The organism is Thermoflexus sp. (assembly GCF_042408365.1).
In the GTDB taxonomy this organism is placed as follows: domain Bacteria; phylum Chloroflexota; class Anaerolineae; order Thermoflexales; family Thermoflexaceae; genus Thermoflexus.
This window is the reverse complement of the sequence record NZ_JBHOQJ010000316.1, coordinates 1-16,809: the sequence shown is the minus strand read 5'-3', so window position 1 is coordinate 16,809 and position 16,809 is coordinate 1. Positions and strand designations below refer to the sequence as shown.

Below are 16,809 nucleotides of genomic sequence, written 5' to 3'. Positions count from 1 at the left end.
TTCTCCCCCCTCCCCCCGCCGGGAGGCGGGAGGAGGGAGAGGAGGAAAGGGGGGTTGGAGGGCCTCGGCAGGTAGCTTTTGAAACCGGCTGGGGCGGGTGATGAGGCGGATGGCCCCTTCCATATCCAGGCACCGAACTCGGAACGAGGCGGAACACCCGTATGCGAACCCGCATCCTGCTCGGTCTGGTGCTCATCACCTTGGGATCCCTCGGCCTGGGCCTCACCGGCCAGATCCTGCGCGCCCGCTGGCGGGGGACCGTCGCCGGGTTTCCCCCACCGATCCCATGGGCCGGTGAACCCCGAGTTGGCTTGAATGTCCCCCTGTTCGGACGGGATCCGGAAGCCCGTCGCCGCGATCTGGCTCAGATCCGCGCCCTGGGCATCTCGCGGATCCGGGTCTTCTTCCCGTGGTCGGCCATCGAACCGGAACGCGGGCGCCTGGGATGGTCGGAGGCGGATGGGGTGATGGCGGACATCCGGAGCGCGGGCCTGGAGCCGGTCGTCGTGCTGGGGGACAGCCCGCCATGGGCGGCCCGGCGCCTCGGGCCGATGGCTCCCCCGTTGGATCCGGCGGATTTCGCCCGGTTCGCCGGGTCGTTCGCCGCCCGTTATGGACGATGGGTGCGCTTCTACCAGATCTGGGACGAGCCCAACCTGACGATCGGATGGGGGGGAGGGATCCCCGATCCGCAGGCCTATGCGACCCTGTTGCAACAGGCGGCCGCAGCGATCCGGCAGGCGGATCCGGATGCGGTGATCGTGCTGGCCGGGCTGGCCCCGACGGTGGAGCGGGGGCCGTGGAACCTCGCCGATGGGCTGTTCCTCGAACGGCTTTACCAGCTCGGCGCGCAAAAGGCCTTCGATATCGTGGCCGCCAAACCATATGGATTCAACACCGGCCCGGAGGATCGCCGGGTGGATCCCGAAGTCCTGAATTTCTCTCGGGCCATTCTCTTGCGCGAGGTCATGATCCGATACGGGGATGAAGGGAAGCCCATCTGGGCCAGCCATTGGGGGTGGAACGCGCTGCCGCCGGGTTGGGCCGGCCGCCCATCGATCTGGGGGCAGGTGGATGAGGCCACGCAAGCTCGTTATATCCAGGAGGCCGTGGAGCGGGTTCGACGGGAGTGGCCGTGGATGGGGACCATGTTCCTGGAGACCTGGCGGCCGGACGCCCCGCCCGATGACCCCCGCTGGGGCTTCGCCCTGGTGGATCCCCAGGGTCGGCTGCGCCCGGCGGCGGAGGCGTTGCGAGCCGTGGCCCAAGGAATCCCCTTCACGCCGGGCTATTACCCCGCAGCGGTCCCCCAGGAGGGAACAGGTTCCCTGAGCTATGGCCCGCCACCCGGCGCGATCTACGAGGGCGCCTGGCGCTTCTCCGCCCTGGGGGCGGATATCGGCCGGGAGGAGGGCGATCGTCTGCGCTTCACGTTTGAGGGGACGGGGCTGGCCCTTCGGGTCCGCCGGGGAGGATACCGCGCGCATCTTTATGTGTGGGTGGATGATCGGCCGGCCAACCGGCTGCCCCGGGATGGGCGGGGGGCCTACCTGATCCTGACCTCGCCGGATTACGCCACGCCGGAAGTGGTGACGATCCCGGTGGCAGAAGGTCTGCCGTATGGCCGACACACCGTGCGGATCGAGGCGGAGCGGGGATGGGGTCAGTGGGCGCTGGTGGGATGGAGCGTTGTGGGCGTCAGGCCGGCGACCTCATGGTATCGGGGGGCGCTGGCGCTCAGCCTGCTGGGGCTTGGATGGGGGGGATGGCTTCTGACCACCGGTCTGGTCCAGACCTGGCGGGCGACCCGGGGCGCTCGGCGAAGGGCGTGGCGGGCGTTGGCGGATCGCATCGGATGGTGGGGCGCCTGGGGGCTTTCCGGGCTGGTGTATCTGGGGATGTGGTGGATGTCGTTGGAGAGCTGGGGGAGTCGCCGCTGGGGAGAGGTGGGCTGGCTGGGCCTGGGGCTGGCGGTGAGCGGGATCTTCTATCTGGCGCCGCGGTTCGTCTTCACCGCGCTGGCCGTGCTGGTGTTGTTCGGATTGCTCATCGCGCGGCCGGCCTTAGGTCTCGCCCTAACGGCCTTCTGGGCGCCTTTCTATCTGTATCCAAAGCCGTTCTTCGAGAAGGCGTTTTCGATGGCCGAGCTCTCCATCCTGATGACCGCGGCGGCCTGGGTGGTTCACCGGGCGACCTTCCATCGGAAGAGCCCGTGGGCGGGATGGGAATGGGCGGAGGCCGATCGCTGGATGCTCTTGTTCTTTGGGGCAGCCACCCTCAGCACGGCGCTGGCGGCGTTCCAACGGGTTGCCTGGCGGGAATGGCGGCTGGTGATCCTGGAACCATTGTTGTTTTACGCGCTGGCCCGGGCGATGCGGCCCACCCGCTCGGAGTGGGGGACGGTGTTGGGCGCGTTCCTGTTGGGAGGGCTGGGGGCGGCCGGGGTCGGGTTGGCCCAGGGGATCACGGGCATCGGGCTGATCACCGGCGAGGCCGGCGCCCGATGCATCCGGGGCCCTTACGGTTCCCCGAACAACCTGGCCCTCTACCTGGGGCGGACGTTCCCTTTCCTCTTAGCGTTCTTTCTGAAGCCTCGGAGGGCGGATCGATCGGAGAGGGCAAACCGCTATAGGCCACAGGCCGTTTTCCATCTCGACCGCCGTTTTGAACGGTCGCGGATCCTGGCCGGGCTGGCGCTGATCCCGGTCGGGGTGGCGCTGATCGGCACCTGTTCCGAAGGCGCGGCGTTCCTCGGGATCCCCGCCGCGCTGGCCGTGATGGGAGGGCTCTGGCTGCGGGATCGCTGGGAGGGATTGCCTGGGTGGATCCGGGGGGGATTCGGGCTTTTGGTTGTGGGAGGGATGCTGGCCTTCGCCCTTCTCCTCGCCCCACGCCTGGCCGATGCGCTGGCGCAACGGGCGACCATCCCGGGCAGCACCGTGTTCTTCCGGATTCGCCTATGGGCCAGCACCGTGGATCTCCTCCGCGAGCATCCGCTTTGGGGGGTGGGCCCGGACAATTTCCTTTACTGGTATCGAAGCCGTTATATCCGCCCGGATGCGTGGCAGGAGCCCAATTTATCCCACCCTCACAATGTCTTTCTGGACTTCTGGGCGCGGACGGGGTTGATCGGGCTGATGGCCGGGCTCGCGTGGCAGATCCTGTTTTGGCGCCGGATTGGACGACGGGGGGCCTCTCAGGATCCATGGCGCTGGGGGGCTGCAGGGGGCATGGCGGATCTTGTCGGACATGGACTCGTCGACAATGGATTCTTTCTGGTGGACCTGGCCTTCGCGTTCATGGTGATCTTTCTCACCGGCATGCGGAGGGGGCAGGGGACAGACCAAGCGGACGATGCGACTTAGCGGTAGAACCCCTGGATGGAGGCCGGCCGGATCGGGATTCGGACCCAAGCATAAGGCATCCCCCGGATGGGCCTCTCTTGATGGGGCGTTGTCCGGCCATCCACCTCGATCCGTTCCAGACGGAGACCTTGGAATTCCCAGGGCAACCCGATTTCCCATTGGGAAGCGAGAGGGGCGCCTGGGACGATCCGGAAACGGAGCTGTTGAGCCGCCGGATCCCAGCGGAGCCCTTCGAAGGAGGCCTGGGAGCGGGCTTCCACGAACTGGAGCCAGCGCTCCGCGGATTCGATCCCCAGCCCGTATCCCTGGGCGGCGTCCAGGACACCCTCCAGCCACGCCGCCTGGGCGGCCGCTGGCTCCCCGCCGATGGCGAAAGGATCCACATGGGCCTGAAGGGCGACCGCACCCCACGCCCCCTGCGCGACGCCCTGAAGCAGAGCGCGGGAGATCTCCACGGCCTGCTCCGGCGGGAACCGAGGCGCGCCCTCCCAAGTCCATCCGATCAGCTGCTCGTCCACCAGTATGGTGGGCTGTTGATAGATGTTCAGAACGCGGCCGTTTTCATCCACGAAGGGCATCGGGAGGCCGCTCCCTGTGAAATAGCCGAACACCCACTCCCCATTCGACGTGCGAAAGGTGGGGCCGATCAGGTAATAATCCAGGTTCATTCGGATCCCAAACCGGGCCTGCACCCGCGCCGTTTCGACCCACCCGCTCCAAAGCACCCGATGGGTGCGCACCGTGGGAGGCACTGGGCCGTAGCCCATACCGGTGAAGAGCCGCCAGTAACGCCGCCATCCGGCCTCTAATCCCTCCTCGACATAAGGGTGGATCCCAAATTCATGGCCTCGCGCCCGCCATACCTGAACGTGCTCCGGTTGCACGACGTGGGAGGCCGCCCGCTCCGCCCAGTTCAGCAGGCGGTGCCAGGCCCGTTGGAAGGCGGTTCGGGGCAGCGGCGCGTAGTAAACGCTGAATCGGCCCCCCCGTTGCTCCACCCGGCGAAGCACCTCCTCAACCGCCTCCGGGGGGGTGTTGTGGGCATCCCCCGTTGCGACCAACACGCCTGGGGCGCCTTCCGGGAAATACCACAGGCGGGGAAGCGGGAGACGCTCCGAGAGCATCCAGGCGATCAGCTGGCTCAGCAGACGCATCTGCTCGTCCGCCTGGGGGATTCCCAGGCGGTCCAGATCGATCCATTCCTGAAAGAGCCGATGGGCCCGCCAATCCCGGGCGACCTCCGGATCCTGGGGAACCCGGTTGGGATCCCCCTGGCGGGTCAACGCCACGCTCCAGGCCAGGTCAAAGGCCCACAGCGCGGCCTTCCCCTCTCCGAACCGATGCACCGCCACGGCCGGGTAGGGGAGATCCCCCGCCTGGCCGGCCAGCCGGGCGATCTCTGAGGCCCCGGCCCGCCGGTAATGATCCGCTGGTCCATGAAATCGCAAGGCCTCGGATGGAAACCCCTGCCCTGCGGAGTGATCGGGGAGGATCTTTAAGTATCCATCGACCGTCTGGCCCGGCGCCGGCTCCACCCCGAAGAGATCCGTCAGATGGGGGGAAGGCCGCATCGCGATCAAGTTCCCTCCCCGGGCGACATACCGGCGCAGCGCCTCCGCGGTCGCCGTATCCAGAGGGCCGGCGTCCAGGAGGATCAGGGAGAAGCGCTCCAGGAGGTCCTCATGCAGGGCGGTATGGGCGATCCTCTGGAAAGCGTTGAGCCCTTCGGCCAACAGGATCTCGGCCAGATAGGCGCCGGTGGGGGGGAACGCGTTCTCATTAAGGATCAACAGGATGGGAGCCTCTCCGATGGACGCCGACCCCAGTCGACTGGGCCTTTCCACATAGGGCAAGCCTTCCGGCGGCTCGGACCCTTCCACCTCCCGCCAGAGTGTATAGCCTCCGGTCAGGCCTCCAGCCGCCGTCATCAGGCCGGCTGCGCCGGCGGCTTTCAGGAATCGCCGTCGGGTCCAGTGTTTCATCGATCGCTTTGATTCCTATGAACGGGTTTCATGTTTCACCTTTTGAGTCGCTCATCCCACAGGGTATCTGACGTGATCAGGCGGGAGCGCGTAAGGGCCCGGCTGGGGGAAAATCCAACTCAATGGGCGCTTGCGCAGGAGAAGGTTGGTGCCCCGCTCGAGGGCGGCGGATCCGATGAAGATCATGGCGGTTACCAAGCCGATGGCGCCCAACCTGAGTGTCAGGGGCATTGAGAACGGCCACAGCCACATGATGAACGCCCACAGGATCGGCTGGTGGAACACCATCACCCCGTAAGAGTAGATCCCCAGCGTGGACAGCGCTTGGTAGAGGCTGCGCAGCCGGGGCAAGAGATCCCGAGCCAAGAGCATGAGGAATCCAGCCGCCGCCGGGGTGAGCAGCATAGGGGCCACCACCGCGCCAGGCAGCGTGAAGGAGAGGGAGAGGCCGAGGGCGTAGAGGGCGAACAATCCCGCCCGGGCGCGAGGGGTGCGGAGCAGGCCGTCGATCCGATGAACGTCCCCCGCCGCCCACCAGGCAATCCCCATCCCCAGGGCGAACTCCGCCAGGCGGGAGGTGAAAAGCAATCCCCTGGACCATATCTCCCGGTCAACGGGTAGGAGGAAGAACCCAACCCCCCGGCTGGCCGCTGTCAGCAGCGCTATCCCGATCCAGAAACGGAGAAGCCCCATGCGCTGAAGAGCTCTCCACAAAAACGGGAAGACCGCATACAGCTGCATGATCAGCACGATGAACCACCAGGCTGGGGAGATGAAATAGAACACCTCGGGGAGGAACCGGATCCCCAGCAGGCTCATGGCGAAGCGAGGGTCCAGCGCTGAGAACGGTCGCCAGCCGACCAGATTGTTGAACCCCCAAAAGAAGAGATGTCCCACCCAGTAAAGGGGAAAAAGGCGCAGCAACCGCCGGAGGTAAAAGGCCCGTCGGTCGATCTCCGCCGCTCGGGAGCGGCTGGCCAGCGCCCAGGTCAGCCCGAAGCCGCTGAGGGCCAGAAACACGCCCGTCCCCTGATAGCCCAGCCATCCAAAGTAACGAAACCCGTTGGCCAGGAGGGACGCCATGAGGCTTTCCTGAGGGAGCAGCCCAATCTGGGCGAGGCGGGCCCCCAGGTCCGGCCAATCGTCGCGGGGATGGGCGAACCAGGGGACCCCGTAGATGGCAATGGTGATGTGATAGAACACGATCATCAGGATGGCCAAGCCCCGCGTCGCATCCAGCCATGGCAACCGAGGGGAGCGGGAGGTCCATAGGGGCGTACTGGTGACCATGGTTGACATCCCCCAGGGGCCTTACTCCATTCCCAACAGCCATCGTGCGTGGCGGATCGCCACCTCCGCTGCCGATCCCAGCACCGCGGGGTCCATCGCCCCTTTCAGGAAGGTGAAGATCGGGCCGGGGCGCAGCGCCCATTCCCGAAAGGCCCGCTTCTGCCAGTATTCGAGCCGTTCGGCCGGCAGCCCGGGGTAATCCAGGACCGTCGAGCGGTCCATATCCACCTCCTCCCAAGCCGTGCCCGGCCGGAACCAGTTGTTCTCCACCACCTGGAAGAAGAAAGGGGTGCCGGGATACGGGGCCGCGATGTGAAAGAGGGCGAGGTCCAGAGGGAGGGATTTGGCGAACTCGATCGTTTGACGGATGGTTTCCTCTGTCTCCCCAGGCAACCCGATGATGAAGTAGCCCCAGTTTTTGATCCCGGCCTCCTTCGCCCAGCGCAGCGCCTGGGGAGCCTGCTCCAGCCGATAGCCCTTGCGCGCACCTTTAAGGATCTGCTCGTTGGCCGACTCAATCCCCCAGGAGATCAACCAACATCCGGCCTGCGCCATCTTGTGCAGCATCTCCCGGTCCACATAATCCACCCGGCTGTTGCAGGTCCAACGGATTTTGATTCCCGCTTCAATCAGCCGATCGCACAGCCCCACCACCTGATCCCGGCTGATGGTGAAGAGATCCGCATACATATGGATGTTCCGGATCCCCAGGTCCACCAGGTGGCGGATCTCTTCAACAATGTTCTCCGGGGAGCGCAGGCGGATGGAATACTGATAGCTCACGTGCTTGATGCAGTAGGTGCATCCAGCGGTGCAGCCCCGGCTGGTGACGATAAAAGTGTAAGGGCCCCGGATCATCGGCGCCCGGTAGTGATCAAGCGGCAGGAGGTGATGCAGGGGCATGGGCATATCGTCCAGGTTGCGGATGAAGGGGCGATCCATATTCATTCGGATCTGTTCGTTGTGGCGCCAGACCAGCCCCTTGATGCGGCTGAGCTTCTCCTCCAGCGGCCACTCTCGAGCCTCTCCCTCATTCAACGGAAACCACTCCGGGTCGCTGTCCTCAAACAGGCGGCGGAGGCGGCCCTCGGAAACGCGGCCCTCGAAGGTGTCGATGAGCTCGCGCAAGGTGAGCTCCGGCTCCCCACGTAAGATGAAGTCCAGGGCTGGGTAAGCCTCCATCGTTGGGATCGGCATCGGGGTCACGTGGGTGCCAAATGCAATCGTCCGGGCCCCGAGGCTTCGGGCCAGGAACGCCCCATACATATCGTTGGTCAGGGTCGGGGCCGTGACCTGGGTGATGTAGTATTTCGGCTGCTTCCGGCGCAGCAGGTCCTCAAACTCCTTCCAATCCATCCGCATGGCGATGGCATCCACAACCTCCACGCTGTAATCCGGGTGGAGCATCGCAGCCATCTGGGCGAGGCTCACCTGGGGCCAGATCATGTTTTCCCGGGAGCGGCGTCCGACCCGGTGCTGGCTGCGGATCCAGACCGCACCGTCCGGCGAGGGTGGATTCACGAGCAGCACATCCACCGCCTCCGGCGAACGAGGCGGGCGCCGCCGCTGCACCACCGCGCTGGCGTCCGGGAACCTCGGCACCGGCAGGGGCGGGATCCGCCGTGTGCCCAGGTTGCGGCGCAGCTCCTCCGGGTTCATCACCTCAACCGGCGTTTGGGTAGCCACTTTCCCCTCCTGTAAATCAAGACGTTCTACACGGAATCTGCACCAGCACCAAGAGATGTAGGCTTCTTATGCCTAACAACGTTCTATGGACGATCATTTCGTAGGACCATCGACATAAATATACGATAACGGAACCGTGTTAGGACCTGGAGGGTAAATCGATAGGAATTTGTTACCGGGTCCATTTCAGGGGTTATCGATGTGGCTTGCGCCAAGAGCTCCAAAAATCCGGCGAAGTCCGGATCGGCGCGCATTCCCAGCTCAAGGGGCAACGGCTCTCCAGGAGGAAGAGCGGGATAGGTCAACGGCGGGCATGCCGGTATGCAGGTGAGCACCCGGAGGGTCACCGGGGTAGTGACCGTGATCTGGATTGCGCGGGCGGTGCTGGGCCCCTGATTCTCCAGCCTGAGATGAAGGGTGAACGGCTCTCCCGCCACTACTGGGTTGGGCTCCAGAACTCCCTCCCAGATGAGATCCGCCGCCGTGGCGATCGGGACCACGGTCTCGAGACGTGTATCTCCTTTCAGAGCGATCTGGGGCGAAGCGATCTGGACTTCAAAGCTCAGGGGTTCTATGGCGTCCGGATCCGTTTGGAGGGCAGCCGTAAGGGTGATCGCCTGTCCAGGTAGGAGATTTGTGATCTCCCATCGTCCGTAGGTGTCCAGGATTTCGCATGGGAAGGGCACGCATCCAGTGCCGCTTACTTCGGAGGGGAGGCTGGCGGTCACAACCAAGGATGGGATTCCGGAAGGCCCGGTGTTGGTCACGGCGATCGTCAATGTGAGGGGCCTACCGGCGATGGGGGTCGCCAGGTTCATCTGGGTGGTGGCCCAGATGTGCGCAAACGGGGTCGGGGAGGGGGTCAAGGTCGGCGTGGGGGTCGCCGTGGGTGTGGCGGTGGGGGTTGGAGAGGGCGTCTGGGTGGACGTGGGGGATGGGGTCAAGGTGGACGTGGGGGTCGCCGTCGGCGTGGAGGATGGAGTCGGGGAAGGCGTCTGCGTCTGGGTGGGCGTAGGGGATGGGGTCAAGGTAGGCGTGGGGGTTTTTGTTGGCGTGGGGGTCGCTGTGGGTGTGGCGGTGGGGGTTGGAGAGGGCGTCTGGGTGGATGTGGGCGAAGCGGTCGGTGTGCTGCGCACAAGATAGCGCGCCCTCACTTGATGGGTTGCAGGCTGCACGTTCAGAAAAGCAACCGGGATCCCCTTCAGAATCTGAGGGCTCGTAGATGCCAAAGCCCCATCCACCCATACGGATTCGAGATCCCTTCCGTCGAATCGCTGTGGGAGGACCAGCGTATGGGAGAAGGCTAGGGTGGGGGAGGCGATGAATGTGAACGACAGATCCCCATCCGTCGGATTCCATTGAGCATCTTGGATCCGCGCCGCCTCACGGTTCAAGACATAATCCAGCCACTGGTCGGCGTTCCATGTCGGGATCCCCCGCTCCTGGGCCGCCGCCATGATGGCCTCCGCCCATGGGTAGATCTCCCCCCACGAGTAGTAATCCACATGGAAGTTGGCCACGAAGGCTGTGTAATAGCCTCCGATCGCCGCGTCCAGCATCGCGCGGATCTCGGCGAAATCGCGCTGCCAGTCCGGATAGAACGGTTGGGCCATGTATTGCTCATCCACGATGTTTGTGAGCTGCTGGAAGGCCGGGATAATCACACCGTTCTCATCGATGAAGCGCATGGGGAGGCCGCTCCCAGTGAGATAGCCATGCGCCTGCGTCCCATCCGGCCGGCTGAGGACAGCACCCCGCATGTAGTAATCCAAATCGAGGGGGAAGCCGAGGTCCGCATGGATCTGGGCCCCGCCCACCCAGCCGGGCCCTGCCCGGATTTGGTGGGTTCGAATGGCCCCTGAGACAGGAGGTCCGTAACAGCGAAGGAATCGTTGCCGGGTGGCGTTGGTGGCCGTCCGGAAATCGCCATAGTCGTTCCCTGTTTCCGCATCGTAACCTACGTACGGATGAACACCCACCGTGTGGCCAGCGGTTCGCCAACGGGTTACCGCCTCGAGAGTTGGAGCGGACGGACAGCTGTCGAAGTTCAGGGTGAGGAAGAGAGTGACCCGGTTCCCAAAAGACTCGATGCTTTGGATCTCCGCATCATACTGGCTTTGCATGTTGCCGTGGGCATCGGCGGTGAGGATCAGCATGCTGAGCGCACTGTTGGGGAAATACCAAACCTGGGGCATCGGAGCGGCCTTTGCCATGCCGTCCCGAATGAGACGGGAGAGCAGCCGCATCTGCTCATCGACCTGGGGGATAGCGATGCGCTCAAGATCGATCCAGCCGCTGAAGATGTCCGTGGTCCGAAGGATCCCGTCCGGCTCGCGGTCTTGTCCCACCCATGCTGGGTTCCCTTGACGGGTCAGGGCGATGCTGCGGGCGAGATCATACCCCCAGATGATCAGGCGCCCGTTTCCCACCTGCCGGCGTCCCACCGCCGCATAACCCGTATCCACGCTTCGATCACCATAGAATCGGGCGATGATCTCCAGCCCTTCCGGAACGTAAAGATCCCCCTGGCCATGGAACTGCATACTTTCCGAGGCCAACCCGGCGCCTGCCGGGTGGGAGGGGTCCAGCCGGATGTAGCCCTCCGAAAGCGTCCCGGCGATGCCCAGCCCAAAGACCGCCCGCAGGTTGGGGGCAGGCCGCATGGCGATGAGGTCGCCCCCGTTCTCCACATACGATCGGAAGAGCGTTGCTTGCTCCAGAGTCAGCGGAGCTTCGGCGAGGAGGATCACCGGATAGCGTTGGAGGATGTCTGGAGAGACCTCCGAGAGACGCCAGACCTCATAAGCCATCCAGCCTTCGGTTTTCAGGATCTCCGGAAGATATGGCCCAAATGGGTTGGGGGCAAGGGGATCCCAGATCACCCCAACGCGCACCGCGGTGGGAGACTGCGCCTGGCTGATACGCAGAGCAAGCCCGCTCCAGAGCAAACCTGCGGTGAGCGCGATGAAGGAGCCCAGAAGGATCCCACGGGGTGGGATCGTGATTCTGCCCATAGGCCCCCCTCAAAAGCGATAGCAAATGAGATCCGTGTCCGGACAGAGGGGCTTGCGGCGCAACGGCCGGACAGGATCCGGCATAGTGGGAAGGGGCGCATCGGAAGGGGCCTGGAGGCCTTCCGAAGGGGCTAAGGTGCGCTGCTCAATGGCCACCCGCCAGTGGCCGGCAGGCACATCCAGCCGCACGCGCCCTCCCCGGGCGATGACCGCGCCCTCCCTCGCTGCCGCTCCACTGGCCTTATCCTGAATCCGAACGAGCAAGCGAGCCCCGCTGGGATACCAGCGGGGTGTGATCAAAGTGATCGGATCCCCGCTGCGGATCTCAAAGCCCTCTGGGGCTACCTCCCGGAGCTCGGTCCAGGTCCTCAGATCAGCTTTCATGACCGTCATCCCGTAGACGGTCGGGGCCCGAACCATCGCGAACCGGTAAGACCAACGATCCGGTGGACGGCGGGGGGATCGAAAAGCCCGCTCCAGCTCCTCAAAGATCCGGGCAATCTGCGCCGGGGAAAGCTCATGGCCCAGTCCAGGGATCTCCTCCCATTGGTGGGGATATCCAAGGGCCTGAAGGGTTTGGTGCATTCGGCGGCTATGGACAGGGCTGACCTCCGGATCGGCAGTGCCGTGGAAGAGCATGAGAGACAATCCTTTCAGGTTGGGGGCCAGTTCGATCGGGTTGTCCGCCGCGGACCGGAGCGGATCCGCCCCGCGGGGCCCGTAAACCGCCCGGATGGCCTGTGAGTCATGGACGTTCAGATCCAACACCCCAGCGATGGAAGCCGCCGCGGCGAACAGATCCGGCCGATGGGCCGCCAGGGAGAAGGCGCCTTTCCCCCCCATGGAGAACCCCACCAGCGCCCGCCCGCCGGGATCCCGTCGCACCGGATAACGGCCTTCCACCCACGGCAGGACTCCCTGGAAGAACCAGTCGTAAAACGAAACCTGCCAGGTGGAACCCCCGGGCCACGGGAGATCGGAATAGATGGAGTAGTACGATGGAACTCCCTCGTCCTCCCCTTGCAAGGCCACCAACAGGACATGGGCAGCATCTGCCGCCTGCTCGAGCTCGGGCCGCTCCCACATCCCCAGCCCCATGGCCCATCCGGATAACAAATAGGCCACCGGGTAAGGCCGATGAGAGGGAAAACCCGCCGGTCGGTAAACCCGCACCTCATGGGCTTCCCCCTGCCAGTCCACCGTCCAGCTCTCCCAGCTCCCCTGCGCATGGGCGGTCCATGCCCGTGTAGGGGTAAGCTGCGCCAGGGCGATCAGGATTCCCAACACAAGCCCCCCATGTCGATGCTGGCAGTGGCCTTTCAGAGGCCAGGAGCGCAAGACGATCCATTGATCCATGCCTATCCTCGATTTCGTTTGCCGACTTTCCTCGCTTCCGTCCCATCCCTTTTCCCAGCAGGGTTTTCCGGCCGTCCGGCCTCTCCAATCGACGCTCAACGTAGAATCAGGGGGAGATCGATCCGAAACTCGGTGGAAAGCGTGACGAAGCTCAGACCTCCCGCTGGGGTCCAGGAGGTGCTTCCTGCCCCGTTGGTCGACCGGACCTGAAGGCAATAGGAGGTGTTGGGGCTCAGGCCATCGAGCGCCACCGCGTGGGAGCGGGTCGGGGTGGCGCTCTGGCGGGACAAAGACCACATGCCGCAGGAGGTTCCCCAACGGACCTCGCTGGTAGCGTCCACATCGGTGGTCCAGCTCACCACAGCCATCGTGGCCATCGGGGAGACCGTGGGTCCGGAGAGGATGGTGGGTGGCGTGATGGTCCCGATGGGCGTATCGCGGCTGTAAACCGGCCCAGCTGACCGGTCGACGGATCCGTATCGACACTCGCCATCGTTGGTCCCCATCGAATCGCTCACCCCACCTGTGCAGGGACCCTCCGGCCCTTCATCGAAATGATAAAGGGCGACCGTGTCGGCGTCCGGTGCGAAGGGAGCGGTGGGCGGGGGGAACGGTCCGTTGTAGCGTATGATACGGGAGAGCCGCACCTCATCGATCCATCCGCTATAGGAGGGATAAAGGGCGCGGTTCAAGTCATGTTTCTCCGCCCCGATGACCAGATAGGGGTCATTCGGATACGAAGGTGGAATGGGACGGCCATCCCGATAGCGAATATCTTCTAGCGGACCGAACCCACTGGCATCCAACTGGCCATCCACAAAGATCTGCATGCGTCCGTCGCTCTGGCGACGGGTGACGGCGATGTGGTGCCACCGGCCATCGGCGACCGGGCGCGCCCCGCAGAGGGTGAATCCGTTCCCGAGCTGGTTGATCCCAAAGGCGATCCGTCCGCCGGCCAGGGATACCCCGTAATCCCCGTAGTCGCCTGGGCCGAAGACATCGCGATCGAAAATGATGTTGCCGTAAATCCAGGGATCTCCTTCGCTCGACAAGCAAGCAGAACTGGAGTTCTCCGCTGATGTCGCCTTCATCCACCACTCCAGCGTGAAATCCCCACCGACGTTTATGGAGCGACCTTCCACCAAGATCTTGACGCGGTCGATATCCTTGCCACCGTTGCCGTAGAAGCGCAGGGAGAACTCACCAGCAGCGTCCACTCCTGCTGAGGGCTGTGCCGAAAGAATCTGTAGGGCAAAGAATAATCCGCTCAGAAAAAAGGTTCGTAGAACCCTACATCTCATGGACAGTGGAAACCCTTATCAGCGGTTCATCGGGGAACCGCAAGATTGTGAGAGGGGTCTGTTCCTCTTCATCCACGCCCGGAACCACTACGCGGAGCGGGAAACGGAGGCCGGCTGTGGGATCGGCTCCACCACTGGAGCGGCGGCCTGCCCTGCCTCCAGATCCCGGCGGATGCGGAGCTCCCGCTGGCTCAGCTCGGTTAGCGCGCGGACCAGGATCCCAGCGGTCAGGAGGTCCACCCCCATCACCACAGCCAGGGCGCTGACCGCCGGGACGAACCATGGGGCCGGGAAGGACGGCGAGGTCAGCCCGGCCAGGGCCGCCCATCCATAAAGGGCCAGGCCGATCGCGATGCTGAGGGCCCCCATTGGAAGGAAACGCTGTTCCAGGGGACGACGGAACAGAGGACGGCCGAACAGGCCTTGGCGGATCGGGCGTTTATAGAACAGCGAGACGATGTGATTAAAGAGCGTTCCTATGGCAAACAAATGCAGGCCGAGGGCCGCCAGCACCACTGCGGCGAAGAGGCGCGGGAAGGGCCAACCGCCTGGCCCCGGCCATAGGATCGCGCTGCCTCCCAGGGCCAGGCCTAGCAGTCCTAGCCCGAAGCCGGCCATCCCAAATACCCGCACCGGGTTGTAAGTCATCACCGTCCAAACGATGGCATGAAGGAAGCGCACGCCGTCGCGCAGCGGGTGCAGCTTGGATTGCCCCAGGCGCTCGCGGTAGGGGATCGGGACCTCGACCACGCGCAGGTTCTCATAGATCGCCCGTGCGCTCATCGCCGGGGTGAAGTTCAAGCCGTCTGGCAGGGGATACAGGCGCTCCAGGGCTTCCCGGCGCAGCAGCCGCATGCCGCTGGCGCTGTCGCTGACCGTGGTGCCTCCCAGCACGCGGAGCAGGAACGCAAACCCCCAGTTGCCGATCCGGCGCACCAGGGGCATCTCGGAATCCGTCCCGCCCATGCGGGAGCCCACCACCAGATCCGCGCCCCTCGTGCAGGCGATCCGATAGAGCTCCGGGAGCGACTCAGGGGGGTAGGTGGCGTCGGCGTCCAGGAAAGCCAACCACTCCCCCCGGGCGTGGGCGAAGCCCGTCTTGAGCGCCGCCCCATAGCCCCGATTGACCGGATGGCGGATCAGACGGACCTCCGGGTAAGCCGCGGCGATCTCCGCCGTGCGATCCCGGGATCCGTCATCCACCACAAGCATTTCCCACCCCATCAGCCCCGCCTCGCGCAAGGCGGGTCCGATCGCTCGCAGTCGATCCAATACCGACCGGATCGCGTTCTCTTCGTTATAAGCGGGGATCACAATGGACAGTGTGCTCATCGGAATTCCTCCTGAGCGAGAACCGTGGCCTGCGCCGTTGGAAGACCGCCGTGGAAAATCGGACCCTCCGCCGATCGGGAGCGATCGAGCCGGCTTCCAACCACCCGAGCTGGAACGCCGACGGCGATGGCGTAAGGCGGAAGGTCCTCTGTCACCACTGCCCCTGCGCCCACCACCGCTCCCCGCCCGATGCGCACCCCATCAAGGACGACGGCTCCTCCACCCAACCAGACATCGTCTTCAATGACGATCCCACGCGCCGTGATCCCTTGCTCGGCGATGGGGCGATGGGGATCCTGGAAGACATGGTTGACCGCCAGGATCTGAACCAACGGGCCTGTGTAGACGAAGTCCCCAATTGTCACGCCGCCCTGACCTCGGATCGCGTTGTATTCCCCGATGAAGCACCGCCGTCCGATGATGATGCCGGCGTGGGGGAGCTCCCGGAAGTTGTAAACGTGGAGCACTGAGCCGTGCATGATCACCGTGCCATCGCCGATCGTGATGCCGTTCGGACAGGCGTGGAGGTAAACTCCTTCATCCAAGTAGACCCCTCGGCCCAGGGCGATCCGTCGGGGCTGGGCCAGGCGGACGCCTCGGGCAAGGTAGGGGAAGCCTTGGGCGTTCAGGAGCAACCGATAAGCCACCCCCCGCAACCCGATCCCGATGAGCCCGGGGAGGTCGCGGAGGAGGGCCATCAAGAGCTGCTCCAACAGGTAAGCGCCCCACCCAGTGGATTGGGTGTGGATGTACAGATCGAGGACCTCAACCCAGCGGCGCGGCCAGCGGGACATCGGTCACCTTCAACGGTCGGGTCAGGAGGATCCGGGCCTCGCGGCGCAGGATCCAGGACACTGCTTCCGGGAGATCCCGGAAGATCGGAACTTCGGGATAGCGTTGAGGAACCAGATCGCTCTGGAGGGCGCCTCGCCCGGTTCGAACCAAGAGGGGCTGGCATCCAACCGCCAGGGCCGCCTCCACATCCGTCAGGGCATCCCCGATCAGGTAGGAATCCTCCAGCGAGATCCCCAGATCTTTGGCAGCCTGGAACAGCAGCCCCGGCTTCGGCTTGCGGCAGAAGCAACCCTCCTCCGGGCGGTGTGGGCAGTAATAAATTGCATCCAGCCGCCCTCCCAATCGCTGGATGCTCTGGGTCATTCGCACATGGATCTCGTCCACCATCTCCGCGGGGACGATCCCCCGATGGATGATGGCCTGGTTTGTGACCACAACAATGGGGAAGGGGGTCTCCGCCAGGCGGCGCAATGCAAAGAGCGCCCCCGGCAGGAAACGGAACTCGGCCCACGACTTCACGTGATCCGGCCGGTTTTCACAGATCACCCCATCACGATCCAGGAACACGGCGCGCATCCGGCAAAGGCTCCTCATGTAGGATCGGCACCGCGGTCCACGTGTTCTCCCACGTCCGCCGCAGCACCGTGGTGATGGTGTGTTGAAGGATCAAATGGATATCCTCGATCTG

10 protein-coding genes are annotated in these 16,809 nt (G+C 64.5%); 1 reads left to right on the top strand and 9 read right to left on the bottom strand.

All coding sequences use genetic code 11. The features are described 5' to 3' along the window. The first annotated feature begins 161 nt into the window (after positions 1 to 161). The gene (locus tag ACFMO5_RS14465; protein WP_376793456.1) at positions 162 to 3,365 is read left to right on the top strand and encodes an O-antigen ligase family protein; all 3,204 of its coding nucleotides are present in this window, start codon (positions 162 to 164) and stop codon (positions 3,363 to 3,365) included. Here ACFMO5_RS14465 and ACFMO5_RS14460 read toward each other — a convergent pair. From ACFMO5_RS14460 to ACFMO5_RS14420, 9 genes are all read right to left on the bottom strand, one after another. Next, a complete protein-coding gene (locus ACFMO5_RS14460; RefSeq protein WP_376793455.1) occupies positions 3,362 to 5,347 on the bottom strand; it encodes a twin-arginine translocation signal domain-containing protein in 1,986 nt (661 codons plus the stop codon). The two genes, ACFMO5_RS14465 and ACFMO5_RS14460, sit on opposite strands and share 4 nt — an antisense overlap. Positions 5,348 to 5,398: 51 nt before the next feature. After that, positions 5,399 to 6,637, bottom strand: coding sequence for an acyltransferase family protein (locus tag ACFMO5_RS14455; RefSeq protein WP_376793454.1), 1,239 nt, complete (start codon positions 6,635 to 6,637; stop codon positions 5,399 to 5,401). Positions 6,638 to 6,658: 21 nt separating this feature from the next. After that, positions 6,659 to 8,323 (bottom strand): B12-binding domain-containing radical SAM protein, encoded by a 1,665-nt coding sequence (locus ACFMO5_RS14450; RefSeq protein WP_376793453.1) that lies wholly within the window; start codon positions 8,321 to 8,323, stop codon positions 6,659 to 6,661. Between the two features lie 83 nt (positions 8,324 to 8,406). Continuing rightward, positions 8,407 to 11,337 (bottom strand): hypothetical protein, encoded by a 2,931-nt coding sequence (locus tag ACFMO5_RS14445; protein WP_376793452.1) that lies wholly within the window; start codon positions 11,335 to 11,337, stop codon positions 8,407 to 8,409. Positions 11,338 to 11,346: 9 nt separating this feature from the next. Then, complete coding sequence (locus ACFMO5_RS14440; RefSeq protein WP_376793451.1) at positions 11,347 to 12,693, bottom strand: alpha/beta hydrolase; 1,347 nt, start codon at positions 12,691 to 12,693, stop codon at positions 11,347 to 11,349. A gap of 95 nt (positions 12,694 to 12,788) precedes the next feature. Further along, a complete protein-coding gene (locus tag ACFMO5_RS14435) occupies positions 12,789 to 13,910 on the bottom strand; it encodes a LamG-like jellyroll fold domain-containing protein (RefSeq protein WP_376793450.1) in 1,122 nt (373 codons plus the stop codon). 171 nt (positions 13,911 to 14,081) lie between these two features. Next, entirely contained in the window at positions 14,082 to 15,326 is a 1,245-nt protein-coding gene (locus ACFMO5_RS14430; RefSeq protein ID WP_376793449.1) for a glycosyltransferase family 2 protein, read from the bottom strand. Next, positions 15,323 to 16,120, bottom strand: a complete 798-nt coding sequence (locus ACFMO5_RS14425; protein WP_376793448.1) for an acyltransferase — start codon at positions 16,118 to 16,120, stop codon at positions 15,323 to 15,325. Before ACFMO5_RS14425 ends, ACFMO5_RS14430 begins: the two co-directional genes overlap by 4 nt. Next, on the bottom strand, positions 16,092 to 16,697 hold the full coding sequence (locus ACFMO5_RS14420) for a D-glycero-alpha-D-manno-heptose-1,7-bisphosphate 7-phosphatase (RefSeq protein ID WP_376793447.1): 606 nt from the start codon (positions 16,695 to 16,697) through the stop codon (positions 16,092 to 16,094). Before ACFMO5_RS14420 ends, ACFMO5_RS14425 begins: the two co-directional genes overlap by 29 nt. Positions 16,698 to 16,809 lie beyond the last annotated feature (112 nt).

Excerpts from the sequence above, each read along its gene's own strand:
- ACFMO5_RS14465 (WP_376793456.1), top strand. The coding sequence starts at position 162 with ATGCGAACCCGCATCCTGCTCGGTCTGGTGCTCATCACCTTGGGATCC.
- ACFMO5_RS14460 (WP_376793455.1), bottom strand. The coding sequence starts at position 5,347 with ATGAAACACTGGACCCGACGGCGATTCCTGAAAGCCGCCGGCGCAGCC.
- ACFMO5_RS14455 (WP_376793454.1), bottom strand. The coding sequence starts at position 6,637 with ATGGTCACCAGTACGCCCCTATGGACCTCCCGCTCCCCTCGGTTGCCA.
- ACFMO5_RS14445 (WP_376793452.1), bottom strand. The coding sequence starts at position 11,337 with ATGGGCAGAATCACGATCCCACCCCGTGGGATCCTTCTGGGCTCCTTC.
- ACFMO5_RS14440 (WP_376793451.1), bottom strand. The coding sequence starts at position 12,693 with ATGGATCAATGGATCGTCTTGCGCTCCTGGCCTCTGAAAGGCCACTGC.
- ACFMO5_RS14430 (WP_376793449.1), bottom strand. The coding sequence starts at position 15,326 with ATGAGCACACTGTCCATTGTGATCCCCGCTTATAACGAAGAGAACGCG.
- ACFMO5_RS14425 (WP_376793448.1), bottom strand. The coding sequence starts at position 16,120 with ATGTCCCGCTGGCCGCGCCGCTGGGTTGAGGTCCTCGATCTGTACATC.
- ACFMO5_RS14420 (WP_376793447.1), bottom strand. The coding sequence starts at position 16,697 with ATGCGCGCCGTGTTCCTGGATCGTGATGGGGTGATCTGTGAAAACCGG.